Here is a 14,034-nt window from a genome sequence, read left to right as displayed (position 1 = left end):
GACTTGCCGCATGTCCAGCCGCCGCAGAACGTGTCCCGAGTGCCGTCGCGAGATCGCCGTCGTCGCGGGGCGCTTCGCCCGGCACGACCCGCCGGGCGCGCGGGAGAACGGGCAGCTCACCTCCTGCCCCGGCTCGCGCCGGACGGCGCAACTGGGCGCGGCCCAGCCGTCGTTGGACGGGTACGTCGTCCCCGACGTACCCGGTCAGCTGCCCCTGTTCTGAGCCTCGGAGATGTGACCTCCGGAGGTCTGAACTCGGGCGGTCTGAACTCCGGAGATCCGAACTCCGGAGATCCGAGCGTCGGAGTGGTGACCTTTCGAGGTGGGTGCCTCGGGGCGCTCAGTTCCCCGCGACCGACTTCACCGCCACCGACACCGGTGTCGACCCGCTGACCAGTTCCAGGGTCAGGCCGGCCGTCGCCGGGGTGTCCAGCAACTCCGCGAGGACGGTGGCCACGTCGTCGCGCGGTACCGAGCCGCGGCCCGTGTGCGCCTCCAGACGGACCAGCCCCCTGCCCGCGTCGTCCGTCAGCGAACCGGGGCGCAGAATCGTCCAGTCGAGGGCCTCCAGCCCCTGGACGTACGCGTCCGCCTCGCCCTTGGCGCGCAGGTACACGTCGAAGACCTCCTTGCCCTGGTGGTCGGGGTCGGCGCCGTAGGACGACACGACCACGAAGCGCCGTACGCCCGCCCGGACCGCCGCGTCGGCGAACAGCACCGCCGCGCCCTTGTCCACGGTCTCCTTGCGGGCCGTCCCGCTGCCCGGGCCCGCGCCCGCCGCGAACACCGCCGCGTCCGCGCCGCGCAATCGCTCGGTGACCTCCTCGACCGACGCCGACTCCAGGTCCAGTACGACGGGTTCGGCGCCGACGGCCCGCAGGTCGTCGCCCTGCTCGGCACTGCGGATGATCCCGGCGACCTCGTCCCCGCGCGCGGCGAGCAGGCGCTCCAGCCGCAGCGCGATCTGACCATGTCCTCCAGCGATGACAATGCGCATGCTTCCGACCGTACGCCCGGACGGCCCCGCCTGCCGACCAGATCGAACGCCTGAGCGGGTGGGGTGCGGCGCGACGGGTCCTACGCCGGCTGGCCCCGCCCCTGCCGCGGCAGCCCCAGCTCCGCGGCCGCCACCGAGTCGCAGTACTCACGGACCGCGCTCGTGCGGGACACCACCCGGCCCCGGTGGATCACGATGCGGCTGTACGCCAGGGACAGCGCGGCCGGCAGGCGGTCGCCGCGGACGGCCAGGAGGTCGGCGGGGAAGCCCGCCTCCACGCGGACCTCGGGCAGGCCCAGGGCCCCTCGGGCGGAGTTGCTCACGGTGTCGTAGGCGTCCTCGGGGCGCAGGCCGTGCCGGGAGGCGAGCAGGTAGGCGGCCTCCAGGGGGTCGCCGCGGCCGACCGGGTTGGAGACGTCCCGCAGGGCGCCGCTGCCGGCCGCGACGCGGACGCCGGCCGCGCGCAGGAGCCGTACGGGGGCGGTGCCGCGGCGTTCCACGGAGCCGCAGCCGCCCTGGGGGAGGCAGACCACCGTCACGCCGGCGGCGGCCAGTTGGTCGGCGGTGCGGGCGGCGGCTTCGGCGGGGAGGTGGGCGAGGGCGGCGCAGGGGCCGAGGGCGACGCCGGGGCGCAGGCCGCCGGCCATCGCGGCGAGACGGGCCAGGCGGGCCGGTTCGGCGGCGTCGGTGTGCAGGTCGACGGGGCAGCCGTGCTCGGAGGCGACCTCCAGGACGGTCTCCACGTAGCCCGTCGGATCGGGGTCCATGTCCGGGCAGCCGCCCACCACCGAGGCGCCCATCTTCACCGCGTCCCGCAGCATCGCGAGCCCGTCCGCGCCGGCCACCCCGGTCAGCACCCGGGGCATCGCCACCGCCGTCAGTTCGGCGAGTCCGCGCAGCGAACGCCGGGCCCGCAGGACGGCGGCCAGCGCGCCGAGCCCCTGGACGTCGCCCACGCGGACGTGGGCGCGCAGGGCGGTCGCGCCGTGGCCGAGTTGCAGCAGCGCGGCCTCCGTGGCGCGGCGCTGGACGTCCTCGGGGGCGTTCGGGACGGGGCCTTCGGTGTCGGCGGACAGGGCCGTGTCGGAGTGGGCGTGGGGTTCGGCGGGGGCGGGGAGGAGGAGGTAGCCGCCGAGGTCCACCCGGGTGCCGGCGCCGTGGCCGGGACCGGGTGCCAGGCTGCCGGCCGTACCGACCGCCTCGATGCGCCCGCGGCCCAGCCGTACGTCCACGGTCCGGCCGTCCGTGAGACGCGCGCCGCACAGCAGGAGGGCGGCCGGGTCGGGCTGCCCGTCCGGCGACGACGAGGACGACGACGAGGACGACGACGAGTGGGGAGGCTGCGGCTGGCTGTCGGGCATCGTGTTCCAGTGGCTCGGCGGTGAGGGGGCTCGGGCCCGGGCTCGGGGCTCGGGCATGATCACGCAGAGTGAGTCGAGCCTAGGGCGGCCGTCCGGCGCTGTCGGGGAGGAGCGCAATAGTCGTACCGGGGTGTGGTCCGGTGGGCGTGACGGGCTCCCGGGTCCGGCGGGACGGGAGGAAACGGCCGGGGCAGGCAGGGACAAAGGGTCCCGGCCGGGGCGGGGGTGGGCCCCCGGAAACGGATTTGGGTGAACGGCGGCGGACCGTGTAATGTCTTCATCGCTCGCCCCAATAGCTCAGTCGGCAGAGCGTCTCCATGGTAAGGAGAAGGTCTACGGTTCGATTCCGTATTGGGGCTCTGGTGTGAGAGGTTCCCGCCGCGAGGCGGGGCCCGATCGCATCACAGCGGTGTAGCTCAGTCGGTAGAGCAAGCGGCTCATAATCGCTGTGTCACCGGTTCAAGTCCGGTCACCGCTACTGACAGTAGCCGATTGTGGGGTCGGTCCTTCGATCGGCTACTCTTTCTTGCGTTGAATTGTCCCATCCGTTCGTCAAGGAGCACTCACGTGGCTGCCACCGACGTCCGCCCGAAGATCACGCTGGCCTGCGTGGAGTGCAAGGAGCGGAACTACATCACCAAGAAGAACCGGCGTAACAACCCGGACCGACTGGAGATGAAGAAGCACTGCCCGCGTTGCAACGCGCACACCGCGCACCGCGAAACGCGATAAATCAGGCTCGTATGCGAGGCCGTCCCCGAGTGATCGGGGGCGGCCTCGCGTCGTTGAGCGACCAGTACCGGTCAGTAGAGCAATCCAGGAGGTGCCGAGCCCATGGCGCTCGACCAGTCCTTCGTGGGGCGGACCTACCCGCCCACCGACCCCTACGAGGTGGGCCGGGAGAAGATCCGCGAGTTCGCGGAGGCCGTGGGGGACACCAACCCGGCGTACACCGACCCGGAGGCCGCCAAGGCGCTCGGGCACCCCGATGTGATCGCCCCGCCGACCTTCGTGTTCTCCATCACCTTCAAGGCCGCGGGACAGGTCGTCCAGGACCCGCAGCTCGGCCTGGACTACAGCCGGGTGGTGCACGGCGACCAGAAGTTCGCCTACAAGCGTCCGGTGCGCGCCGGTGACCGGCTCACGGTGACCTCGACCATCGAGGGCATCAAGTCCATGGCCGGCAACGACATCCTGGACATCCGCGGCGAGGTCCACGACGAGGCCGGCGAGCACGTCGTGACCGCCTGGACGAAGCTGGTCGCCCGCGCGGCCGAGGAGGGCTGACATGACGGCGAAGATCGCTTACGACGACGTCGAGGTCGGCACCGAGCTGCCCGCGCAGTCGTTCCCCGTGACCCGCGCCACGCTCGTGCAGTACGCGGGCGCCTCCGGGGACTTCAACCCGATCCACTGGAACGAGAGGTTCGCCAAGGAGGTGGGCCTGCCGGACGTCATCGCGCACGGCATGTTCACCATGGCTGAGGCGATCCGCGTCGTCACCGACTGGACCGGCGACCCGGGCACGGTCGTCGACTACGGCGTCCGCTTCACCAAGCCCGTCGTCGTGCCGAACGACGACCAGGGTGCCGTGATCGAGGTCAGCGGCAAGGTCGCGGCCAAGCTCGACGACAACACCGTGCGGGTCGACCTGACGGTGACCAGCGGCGGGCAGAAGGTGCTCGGGATGTCGCGGGCGGTCGTACGGCTGGCCTGAGGCCAGGAGCGTCGGTAACCGGCCCGAGGCCACGAGTCCGTGTAAGGGGCGTTCTCCACTGGGGGGCGCCCCTTACGTGTGCGTGAGCGCGTGGGCGGGGCTGTCGGTGCCGTCTCGTAGGCTTAGGCGCGTGCTGGAACTCCACGACGCCCCGCTCGCCCCGCTGACCACCTTCCGGCTGGGCGGCCCCGCCACCCGGCTGGTGACCGCGACGACCGATGCCGAGGTGGTCGCCGCCGTGCGCGAGGCCGACGCCGACGGCACGCCGCTGCTCGTCGTCGGCGGCGGCTCCAACCTCGTCATCGGCGACAAGGGTTTCGCGGGCACCGCCCTGCGCATCGCCACCACCGGCTTCGAGCTCGGCGGTACGACGCTGGAGCTGGCGGCCGGCGAGGTGTGGACCGACGCCGTCGCCCGCACCGTGGAGGCCGGACTCGCCGGCATCGAGTGCCTGGCCGGCATCCCCGGCTCGGCCGGCGCCACCCCCATCCAGAACGTGGGCGCGTACGGCCAGGAGGTCTCCTCCACGATCACCGAGGTCATCGCGTACGACCGCCACGCGGGCGAGACGGTCACCCTCGGTAACGAAGAGTGCGTCTTCTCCTACCGGCACAGCCGCTTCAAGGCCCACCCCGACCGGTACGTCGTCCTGCGCGTCCGCTTCGGGCTGGAGGACGCGGGCGGGCTGTCGGCGCCCCTCAAGTACGCCGAGACAGCGCGGGCGCTGGGTGTGGAGCCCGGCGACCGTGTGCCGCTCGCAGAGGCCCGGGAGACCGTGCTGAAGCTGCGCGCCGGCAAGGGCATGGTCCTGGACCCCGAGGACCACGACACCTGGTCGGCCGGGTCGTTCTTCACCAACCCGATCCTCACCGACACCGACTTCGCCGTGTTCCACGCACGCGTGAAGGAACGGCTCGGCGACGGTGTGGAGCCGCCCGCCTATCCGGCCGGGGACGGCCACACCAAGACCTCCGCCGCCTGGCTCATCGACAAGGCGGGCTTCACCAAGGGCTACGGCAGCGGACCCGCCCGCATCTCCACCAAGCACACCCTCGCCCTCACCAACCGGGGCGGGGCGACGACCGAGGACCTGCTCACGCTGGCGCGCGAGGTGGTGGCCGGGGTGCGGGAGGCGTTCGGGATCACGCTGGTCAACGAGCCGGTGATGGTGGGCGTCGGCCTGTAGGGCCCCGACGCCCCGGCTGCCGGCCGATCGCGGCTGCCGGGTCGGCCAGTCGCGGCTCCCGGCCAGTCCCCGTCCCCGGCCAACCCCGGCTTGGCCCCGACGCCCCGGCCCCCGGCCAATCCCGGCCCTGGCTGAACCGGGCCCTCGGTCCATCCCTGTTTCCGGCCCGGGCCCGCACCCGGCCAACCCCGCCTTGGCCCGGCCTTGGCTTGGCCCGGCTCGGAACTGGCTCGGCACTGGGTGGGGGCGGCCGCGGGTTCAGGGCCTCCCCCGATCCGTAGCCCCGGCAGCCGCGGGCGCCCCCCTCACGAGGGTGGCCGCTCCCCGTCACTCCTGGCTCTACCACAGTCCGGTTGTTTCCCGGTCGGGGCGGCTGAAATACGGCCGAAGGCACCGCGCGGGCCGTCCCCCGGCGCCAGTATGTGGGCGAACGGGATCCGACGGAGGCGCGCGTGACGGTGAGCGGGACGCAGGGGACGGCCGGGGAGAGTCGCGGGGAGGCATGGCCGGACCTGCTCCGCCGGGCGGCCGCACTCAGCCGGGCGTGGGAAACCGCGGGTGGCACGGGCGCACGGCCGGACGGCGCCGCGACCGACCAGGTGCTGCGGGAGCTGGCGGACGCGGAAGGGGCCGCGGACGAGGCGCAGCGGCGGGCGTTACGGACGGCGCGCGGCGTGCTGCTGGCGGTGCGGCATCTGGCCGGCGGTGCGGAGGGGAGTCACGCCGGTACGGATGACGGGGCCGAGGAGAGCCACGCCGGTGCGAGGGCCGACGGGGGTGCGGGTGGTGCGGGCGGTGCGGGTGGTGACCGGGGCGGGAGGCCCGGCGGTGGGGCGGGCGACCGGGCCGAGGCGCTGGTTCTGCTGCGGGAGGCCCGTGAGGTCGTCGCCGTCACCGAGGAGCAGACGCGGGGCCGGACCGCCGTCACCAAGTTGCTCATCAGGCTGCTGGTGCCGCGGTCGCCGAACCTCGCGTTCCGGGGCCGGCAGGACGTGATCGACGTGCTGACCGTCGGAGCCACCTTCGCGGCGGCCGACAGTTCCGCGCTGCGTGAGGACCTCGCCGAGGTCGCCGTACTGCTGGAGGAACTGGCGGAGACGGCCGACCCCGCGGCCCACGCGGAGCTGGAACGCTGGACGTCGTTGCTCCGGCTGATGCAGACCGCCCGCGACCGCGACTCCCTGCTGGAGCTGGGTGCCCACGCCGCCGCGTTCGGGGGGATGCCGCCGCAGATCATGACGTTCATGACCGCGGCCATGGAAATGCTCAAGGGCCTGCCCGACTCCGCGCCGGTCACCATGGAGGTGCCCGCGCAGGACGTCCGGCAGCAGGTGGAGCTGGCCGCGGACGGACTGCTGCCGATGATGGAGCTGTTCGCGCCCGGCATCCTGCGGCCGGAGGAACTGGCGCAGGCGGTCGAGGAACTGCCGCAGGGCTCCTGGCAGGAGCGGACGACCGCCGGTGTGGCCCGCCTGGGCATGGCCATGCGCACGGGCGACCCGGAGGGCCTGGTCGCGGCGGCGCGGCCACTGCTGCGGGCGGAGGAGGACCAGGACGTCCCCGCCGGCCTGGCGGCCATCCTGCAGGCCGCGCTGCTGACGGGCGCCTCCATGAGCGGCGGCAACCTCGCGGACGCGGCGGCGGCGCGACGGCTGCTCACCGAGACCCTCGAGCCGGCGGACGTCACCGACGGCATGACGTCGAGTCCGGCCGGGCGCGATCTCGTCGGCGCGGGCCGCGCGCTTCTCGAGTACCAGCGCATCTGCGAGACGCCCGAGGACGACCTCGACGCGCTCGACGACATCGGCGAGCGCCTGCTGGACATGCGTCAGGAGTTGACCGAGGGCACCGCGACGAGCATCGTCCTCTTCGTCCTCGGGGTGTTGCAGCTGCGGCGGGCCCAGGCGATCGGCCGGGCGGGCCGGGCGGTGGGCCCGCCGGTGCGGCGGGCGCTGATGTACCTGCGCGAGTCCCAGGAGCATCCCGACCTGCCGGTGGCGCTGCGGGGGATGGTGGCGCCCGTCGGGGCCATGTGCAAGGCACTGGAGCAGATCATCGATCCCTCCGGCGGGAGCCTCCTGGAGGAGGTCGAACAGGTCCGCGCCTCGCTCGGCGGCCCGTCCGTCGTCGCCGACCAGGACATCCGCTCACGGCTCGGCATGGCCCTGGTCCTCGACATCGAGTACGACCGGCGGGGCGACCCGGCCGTCCTCGCCGCGGCGCTGCGTGAGCTGGAGACGGCCCGGGCGGAGATCGGCGAGAACACCGCCTGCGCCACCGCCCAGGACGTGTACCGCAGGCTCGCCGACCACTACCGGCGCCGCGCCGCCGACGGCGACACCGAGCGCGCGCTGGAGGCGACCGAGCGGCTGCTGGAGAAGGTCACCGAGGACGTGCTGCTCCAGATCGGCGCCGAGCACGGCCTGGAAGCCGCCCGCGCGGCCGCCGACCGCGGCGTCGCGGCCGCCGGGTGGGCAGCCGGGACCGGCGACGCCGCCACCGCGCTGCGCGTCCTGGAGGCGGGCCGCGCCCTCGTCCTGCGCGCGGTCGCCGCCTCGGCGAGCGTCCCCGAGCAACTGGAGGCGCACGGCGAGCACGAACTCGCCGCACAGTGGCGGAACGCGGCCCGCGCGGGCGCCGACGCGGACACCGACACCGGCGTGGCCCGCACGGGCGTCGGCCCGGGCGCCGGCGAGGGCGCCGCCGTGGTTCGCACGGACGCCGACGCCGAGGCCGAAGCCGACGCTGCCGTGGCCCGCATGGGCGCCGACACCGACGCCGACACCGACACCGGTGTGGTCCGAGCGGACGCCGACTCGCTCATCCCGAGCACCCTGCGGCGTCGGGCGCTCAGGGCCCTGGGGACGGCCGGGATCTCCATCGGGCCGGCCTGGCAGGAGGTGGCCGACGCGGCACAGGCCGCCGGGGTGGACGCCGTGGTGCACCTGCTCGTCGGCCAGGGCGACGGGCCGGGGTGGGCCCTGGTCGTACGGCCCGGCTCGGCGCCACTGCCGCTGGAGCTGCCCGGGCTCGCCCGGCAGGAACGCGCCCCCCTGGAGCGGTACCTGGACGCCGCCCGCGACCGTTCCGTCGTCACCGCGCCCGGCGTGCCGCGGTCGGCGCCGGCATACGCGGATGCGGTGGCGGCGTGGAAGACGGCCCTGCGGGAGCTGTGCGACTGGGCGGGGCCGGCCGTGATGGGCCCGGTCCTCGACGTGGTCCGGCCCGGCCGCCCGGCCCGGCCCGAGGACCCCGTACGGCTGGTGCTGCTGCCCGCGGGCAACCTCGGCTCCGTGCCCTGGCACGCGGCCCGGCTCGACGCGCGGGTGGGGGAACGGCCCGCCCACGTCGTCGACCACGCCGTGGTCAGTTACGCGGCGTCGGGGGCGGAGTTCGTACGGTCCGCCGCCCGGACCCGGCTGCCCGTGGCCGCCGCCCCGGTCCTCGTCGCCGACCCCCGCTCCACGCTGGCGTACGCCGAACACGAGGTCGAGGCACTGCGCAACGCCTTCTACCGGGACGCTCGCTGCTACGGCTATCTGAGCCGCAACGGCTTCCACCGGGACGGCACCCCCGACGAACTGCTGCCGCTGCTGCCGGGCGGGACGGCCGAACGGCCCGCCACCCTCGTGGAGTTCAGCGTGCACGGCCTCGCCGGGGGCCGGCCCACCGTCTCGGGGCTGCTGCTGCACCGGCCGCGCGAGGGCGGCGACGACGCGGGAGTGCTCACCGTACGGCGGCTGCTCGGGGCGCCCTCGGTGGGCGGCGGCGGGGCCGGGCCGCTGGTGGTGCTCAGCGCCTGCGAGACCGACCTCAGCACCCGTGACCACGACGAGACACTCACCCTCACCACCGCCTTCGTCGCCCGCGGAGCCGCGGACGTGATCGGCTCCAAGTGGTCCATCGACGACACGAGTTCGGCCGTACTGATGTACGTCCTGCACCACTTCCTCGCCGAGGGAGCCGACCCCGCGCTGGCGCTGCGCCGCGCCCAGCTGTGGGCGCTGGACGCCGACCGGCCGTCCGTTCCCGGCCTTCCCGGGCCGCTGGCCATGCGGATCGAGGGCAAGCCCGCCCTGTCCGTGGACGCCTGGGCCCCCTTCATCCACCAGGGCAACCCCGCACCCGTCCGACCCGGAGGGACCACCGTTGGACACGAATGAGCTACTGGCCCTGCTCGTCCGGCACCGGGAGGAGCTCGGGCAGTGGCTGGACGACCAGCAGTACCAGCACTTCCTCGGCGCGCTGAGGATGCTGCGCGAGGCCGGCTCCGATCCCGAGCGGGTCGCCATGGCCACCATGGCGGTCGTCCGCTCGCTGTGGCCCGTGCCCGACGAGGCGGGGGAGCTGGCCCGGCTGCTCCACTCCGATGTGCGCGCGGTCGCGCAGGCGGCCACCGTTCCTCCCGAGGAGGCGGTGCTGGCGGCGCTGGAGGCGTTGTACGCGGCGCCGGCGGCGGAGGTCGAGGAGCGGGGCGGACCACCACCGGAACCCGGACCAGGACCCGACGGCCCGGCCGACGAGGTCTCCCCGGCCGACGAGGTCTTCCCGGTCGCCGGGGCCTCCCCGGTGTCCGGGGTCCCGGCCCAGCCCGGTGCCCGGGCCGGGACCGCCGATCCCGTCGCCGCCGTCATCGCCGCCGCCCGGCGGCGGCTGCTCGCCGCGCCCTCGCGGGCCGCCGCTCCCGCCGGGAGCCCGGCGGCCGGCGAGGGGCCCGCCGACGTCATCGTGCTCGCCGACCCCGAGGACGGGCCGCGCAGCCCCGAGTTCCAGTTCGACCCCGAGACCGGGCGACCCCACGGGATCGTCGTACGGATCAACCGCATCCTGCTCGCCGACCGCGACCCCTGGGGTGCCGCCGACTGGTGGCTGGGCGGCAACTCCTGGCTGGGCGGGGCGCCGGCCGCGCTGCTCGGCAGGGTCCCGGACGACCGGCTGGCGGACGCCGCCCTGGCCCTCGTCGAGGAGGACCGATGACGCGGCAGATCCCCCCGGCGGTCACCATGGTCCCCCGGGTCACGATGCTCCCGGCCGGCACCGCGCTCTGGCGCTGCCACCGCACCCGTTACCCGGCGACCGGCTTCAAGGCGGTCGAGGCGCACCCCCTGTTCGACGGCAGCCGCTTCGACTGCACGGCCGAGGACCCGTACCCGTACCTCTACGCCACCCTCGAACCCACGACCGCGCTCGCCGAGGTGCTGCTGCGGTCGATGGACTTCGACCCGGAGCTGGGCACCCGGCTGGTGCCACGGGCAGTGGCCGGCAAGTACACGCTCGCCCGGATCGTCACGACCGTCGACCTGACCCTCATCTCGCTGCGCACCGAGGAGGACCTGGCGGCCGTCTGCCAGACCACCTGGCTGCTGGACTCCGAGCCCGACGACTATCCGCGCACCCGGTACTGGGCGCAGGAACTGCGCCGGCAGGCCAAGGAGGCGCAGGGCCTGCTGTGGCAGTCCCGGCGGCACCGGCCGCGGGAGGCGCTGGTGCTGTTCGGGGACCGGTGCGGTGCCGCGCCCTTCGTCAGCGAGCCGCAGGTCAGCCATGACCTCGCCACCACCGCCGGTACGGACGTGGCGAACCGGCTGCTGGCTCCGCTGCGGGCCGCGATCATGCCGGAGTCCGTGGACTGACCGGCGCACGGCCCGGGGCGCGAGCCCCGGGCTACGCGGGCGGCTCCACCAGCAGCACCCGGAACGCGCAGTGCCGTCCCAGGCCCACGGTGTCCCCGTCGGCCAGCGGGACGCGGGCACCGGGCGGAATCCGTTCGTCGTTGACGAAGGTGCCGTTCGTGGTGCCGCTCGGGTGCTCGGTCAGCCACACCGCGCCGTCCGGGGTGATCTCGACGCTCGCGTGGCGGCGCGACACCCCCGGCGCGCCGTCCAGGGCCGCGGCCGCGGCGGGCGCCGCCCAGGACGGGTGGCGGCCCAGGTTCAGCGGGCCGCCCACGCCGTGCCGCAGGTCGGCCGGCGGCCGGGTGCTGATCAGCCGCAGGTGCCGGGCCGACTCCTGGCACTCCGGGCACGCCGGTGAGCCGGCCGGCACGGTCGCGGGGCAGGACCAGCAGGGGTGAGCGGGGGGTGGCGCGGGTGGCGGCGACGGTGGGCGCGGTGGGGGTGGTGGGGGTGGTGCGGTGGGTGCCTCGGGGTCGTGCCCGGGGTCTCCGGGCGGGGGCCAAGGGTCTTCGGACGCAGGCCAGGGGTCTTCGGGCGGGGGCCAGGGGGGCAGGGCCGGTCCGGTCTCGTCCTCGTCCTCCCGTTCGTCGTCGATCTCGAAGCCCTCCGCGAGGGACTTGTCGATGTAACGGGGGGTGCGGTCGGCCCTGTCGTGCGGGGCGACCTGGTCGTTCCGGGTGTGCCGGTCGGCCTCGTCGGCCCGGTCGGCCCGGTCGGCCTCGTCGACCCGGTCGTCCCAGTCGGCCCGGTCGGCCTCGTCGACCCGGTCGGTCTGATCGGCCCGGTCGTCCCAGTCGGTCTGATCGTCCCGGTCGTCCCAGTCGGTCTGATCGGCCTGGCCGTCCCGGTCCGCATCATCGTCCCGGTCGTCTCCGAGCGTCTCGCCCTCGTTGTCGCCGTTGTCGTCCGTCACCACGCCGGCTGCCGGTCCGGCGTCCGCTCGCCCGGCGTGGCGTGGAGGGCCAGTTCGACGTTGCCGTCCGGGTGGACCGTGACCCGCGAAACCGTGACGACGGTCCCCGGCGTCAGGTCGACGTCGAGGGCGAAGACGCCGCGGGCCAGCGGGTTGATCAGGTGGGTCTCCAGCTTCATGCCGATGCCCCGGCCGCCGTTGTGCCGGTCGCGGGTGCACTCGTCGGCGAGGACCTTCTCGGCCTCGGGCAGCACCCGCAGGCGCAGACCGCCCTGCCGCTCCATGTGTCCGACGATGTTGTCCAGCTGCCCCTTGAAGATCTGGTGCGCGGTGGTCTCGTCGATGTACTGGAAGACGACGATGTTCCCGCCGAGCCGGTTCAGCAGCTCGGGCCGTTTCAGGGTGTGCGCGAAGTGGTGGCGGACGTTCTCCAGGATCTCCCGTTCGAACTCCGCCCGTTCCTCCGGCGTCTCCGGCAGCCGCTCGCGCCCGAGCGGGGAGGACAGGGGCCGCCCATCCGCGCCCGACGGGCCGTGGACACCCAGGTTGGAGGTGAAGATGAGGACGCACTCGCTGAAGTACGTCGTCACGCCCTGGCCGTCCGTCAGCCGGCCGTCCTCCAGGACCTGGAGGAACTTGTCCAGGACGCCCTTGTCCGCCTTGTCGATCTCGTCGAAGAGCACCACCCGGAACGGGTCCTCGCGCACCGCGCGGGTCAGCTCGCCGCCCGCCTCGTACCCGACGTAGCCGGGCGGGGCCCCGACCAGGCGGTCCGCCGAGTGCGGGGCGGAGAACTCGCTCATGTCGAAGCGCAGACAGGCGTCCTCCGAGCCGAAGAGCGTGGTCGCCACCGCCTTCGCCAGCTCGGTCTTGCCGGTGCCGGTCGGCCCGGCGAAGAACAGCACGCCCCGGGGCCGGTGCACGGACGTCGACGACGCCTGGGCGCCGGACAGGCCGAGCGCGGCCCGCTTCAGCACGTCCAGGGTCTGCGTGACCGCCTTCTCCTGACCGCGGACCCGCGCGCTGATGGACGCCTCGCCGTCCCGGATGCTGTCGGCCACCGCGCCGCCCGTCCACGGGTTGCGGCTGACGCCCAGCTCGTAGATGCGCACCGCCTGGTCCATGTCGGCGAACGGGAGCCGGCGCGCGCGGGCCAGCCGCATGCTCTCCCGCATCGCGCGCAGCGTCAGTCCGCTGGCCGCCCGGGCCAACCGCTCCGTGTCCTCGTGCGTCGGCTCCTCCCGCACGGCCCCCTTCAGCAGCGGACCCACGTCCAGAGCGGTCGCCGTGCCGGGCACTCCGGCCTGTGCGGCGAGCAGACCCGCCATACGACGACGCTGGCCGAGGTCGGGCAGCGGCACGCCGATGCTGCGCACGCGCACGCTGCTCGTCACCAGCCAGGCGGGCAGGTCCCGTTCGCCGTCCGCGAGCCAGACGACCGGGTTGAACAGGGCGCGGCCCGTCTTCTGGCGGGGGAAGGCGCGGGCCTCCTCGGCGATCTTCAGGCAGCGCAGGAAGAACGTCCGCTCGTCGTCGCTGAGTTGGTTGACCTGCGTGGGGATGCGGGAGGCGTAGTCGACGAGCAGGGCGGCGTGCACGGGTTTCTGGTAGTCGTCGTAGCGCGGGTTGTCCTGCGGCGGGCCGGGCCGTTCGCCGACCCAGCCGCGGGCGAACGACTCGAAGACCCGGGCGACCCGGCCGCCGTCGTTCTCCTCCGAACGGCCGGGGACGCGACGGGTGTTCCGCTCCAGGAGCGTGTTCATGTCCAGGCCCTCGTCACTGTGGACGACGGTGAAGCCGGCCACCTGGTCGTAGCGCAGCAGGCACTTGTAGCCGGCCCGCTGGAGCCCCTCCCACAGCAGGTCCTCCAGGCCGAGGGCGCGACTGCGCCGGCTGCCGTCGTCCAGGACGTCGGCGACGAGGTGGTCGTCGCGGACGTTGCCGTGCAGGACGTACTGGGAGTGGACGCTGAGGGTGGCGAACAGCTCGGCGGCGAACGGGGGGTGCACGGTCTGGGTGACGGTGGCCTTGGTCAGGCGCGGTACGTCGAGGGGGTGGCTGGTCACGGGTCCTCCGGGGAAGTGCTGCGGGTGGGCGCCCGGCCCGGTCGGTGGGCCTGCGGTGCGGTCGGCGGGCCGGGGCGCGGGTCGGTGTGGGCGGGCGGGTCGGGCGGCTCGGGCCGGGC

General features: G+C 74.4%; 12 protein-coding genes and 2 tRNA genes. 10 read left to right on the top strand and 4 right to left on the bottom strand.

Annotated features, from left to right (window positions below):
* Nucleotides 1–10 precede the first annotated feature (10 nt).
* On the top strand, nt 11–223 hold the full coding sequence (locus ACF1A1_RS10935; protein WP_391998852.1) for a hypothetical protein: 213 nt from the start codon (nt 11–13) through the stop codon (nt 221–223).
* A 117-nt stretch (nt 224–340) separates the two neighbouring features.
* On the opposite strand, the gene ACF1A1_RS10930 is transcribed toward ACF1A1_RS10935, so the two are convergent.
* On the bottom strand, nt 341–997 hold the full coding sequence (locus ACF1A1_RS10930; RefSeq protein WP_391998851.1) for an SDR family oxidoreductase: 657 nt from the start codon (nt 995–997) through the stop codon (nt 341–343).
* 80 nt (nt 998–1,077) lie between these two features.
* Nucleotides 1,078–2,358, bottom strand: coding sequence for an amidohydrolase family protein (locus tag ACF1A1_RS10925; RefSeq protein WP_391999056.1), 1,281 nt, complete (start codon nt 2,356–2,358; stop codon nt 1,078–1,080).
* Nucleotides 2,359–2,644: 286 nt separating this feature from the next.
* On the opposite strand from ACF1A1_RS10925, the gene ACF1A1_RS10920 reads away from it, so the two are divergent.
* From ACF1A1_RS10920 to ACF1A1_RS10880, 9 genes are all read left to right on the top strand, one after another.
* Nucleotides 2,645–2,717 (top strand) — tRNA-Thr (locus ACF1A1_RS10920).
* Nucleotides 2,718–2,763: 46 nt separating this feature from the next.
* Nucleotides 2,764–2,836: transfer RNA gene (locus ACF1A1_RS10915), tRNA-Met, on the top strand.
* A gap of 89 nt (nt 2,837–2,925) precedes the next feature.
* The gene (gene rpmG / locus ACF1A1_RS10910; RefSeq protein ID WP_003948671.1) at nt 2,926–3,090 is read left to right on the top strand and encodes a 50S ribosomal protein L33; all 165 of its coding nucleotides are present in this window, start codon (nt 2,926–2,928) and stop codon (nt 3,088–3,090) included.
* 102 nt (nt 3,091–3,192) lie between these two features.
* Nucleotides 3,193–3,645 (top strand): MaoC family dehydratase N-terminal domain-containing protein, encoded by a 453-nt coding sequence (locus ACF1A1_RS10905; RefSeq protein ID WP_391998850.1) that lies wholly within the window; start codon nt 3,193–3,195, stop codon nt 3,643–3,645.
* Nucleotide 3,646: 1 nt separating this feature from the next.
* Nucleotides 3,647–4,075: a MaoC family dehydratase gene (locus ACF1A1_RS10900; protein WP_391998849.1), complete on the top strand. Its 429-nt coding sequence runs from the start codon at nt 3,647–3,649 to the stop codon at nt 4,073–4,075.
* A gap of 130 nt (nt 4,076–4,205) precedes the next feature.
* Nucleotides 4,206–5,261: a UDP-N-acetylmuramate dehydrogenase gene (locus ACF1A1_RS10895; protein WP_391998848.1), complete on the top strand. Its 1,056-nt coding sequence runs from the start codon at nt 4,206–4,208 to the stop codon at nt 5,259–5,261.
* A 452-nt stretch (nt 5,262–5,713) separates the two neighbouring features.
* Nucleotides 5,714–9,424 (top strand): CHAT domain-containing protein, encoded by a 3,711-nt coding sequence (locus ACF1A1_RS10890; RefSeq protein ID WP_391998847.1) that lies wholly within the window; start codon nt 5,714–5,716, stop codon nt 9,422–9,424.
* Entirely contained in the window at nt 9,411–10,238 is an 828-nt protein-coding gene (locus ACF1A1_RS10885; RefSeq protein WP_391998846.1) for a hypothetical protein, read from the top strand. Before ACF1A1_RS10890 ends, ACF1A1_RS10885 begins: the two co-directional genes overlap by 14 nt.
* On the top strand, nt 10,235–10,894 hold the full coding sequence (locus ACF1A1_RS10880) for an RES family NAD+ phosphorylase (RefSeq protein ID WP_391998845.1): 660 nt from the start codon (nt 10,235–10,237) through the stop codon (nt 10,892–10,894). Before ACF1A1_RS10885 ends, ACF1A1_RS10880 begins: the two co-directional genes overlap by 4 nt.
* Before the next feature lie 31 nt (nt 10,895–10,925).
* Here the strand turns inward: ACF1A1_RS10880 and ACF1A1_RS10875 are convergent, their stop codons facing one another.
* Both ACF1A1_RS10875 and ACF1A1_RS10870 read right to left on the bottom strand, forming a co-directional pair.
* Nucleotides 10,926–11,849 (bottom strand): FHA domain-containing protein, encoded by a 924-nt coding sequence (locus ACF1A1_RS10875; protein ID WP_391998844.1) that lies wholly within the window; start codon nt 11,847–11,849, stop codon nt 10,926–10,928.
* Complete coding sequence (locus ACF1A1_RS10870) at nt 11,846–13,915, bottom strand: AAA family ATPase (RefSeq protein ID WP_391998843.1); 2,070 nt, start codon at nt 13,913–13,915, stop codon at nt 11,846–11,848. Before ACF1A1_RS10870 ends, ACF1A1_RS10875 begins: the two co-directional genes overlap by 4 nt.
* Nucleotides 13,916–14,034 lie beyond the last annotated feature (119 nt).

Source organism: Streptomyces sp. NPDC014995, assembly GCF_043080745.1.
GTDB lineage: Bacteria > Actinomycetota > Actinomycetes > Streptomycetales > Streptomycetaceae > Streptomyces.
The sequence above is the reverse complement of the archived record's forward strand: the minus strand, read 5'-3'. Positions and strand labels throughout refer to the sequence as shown.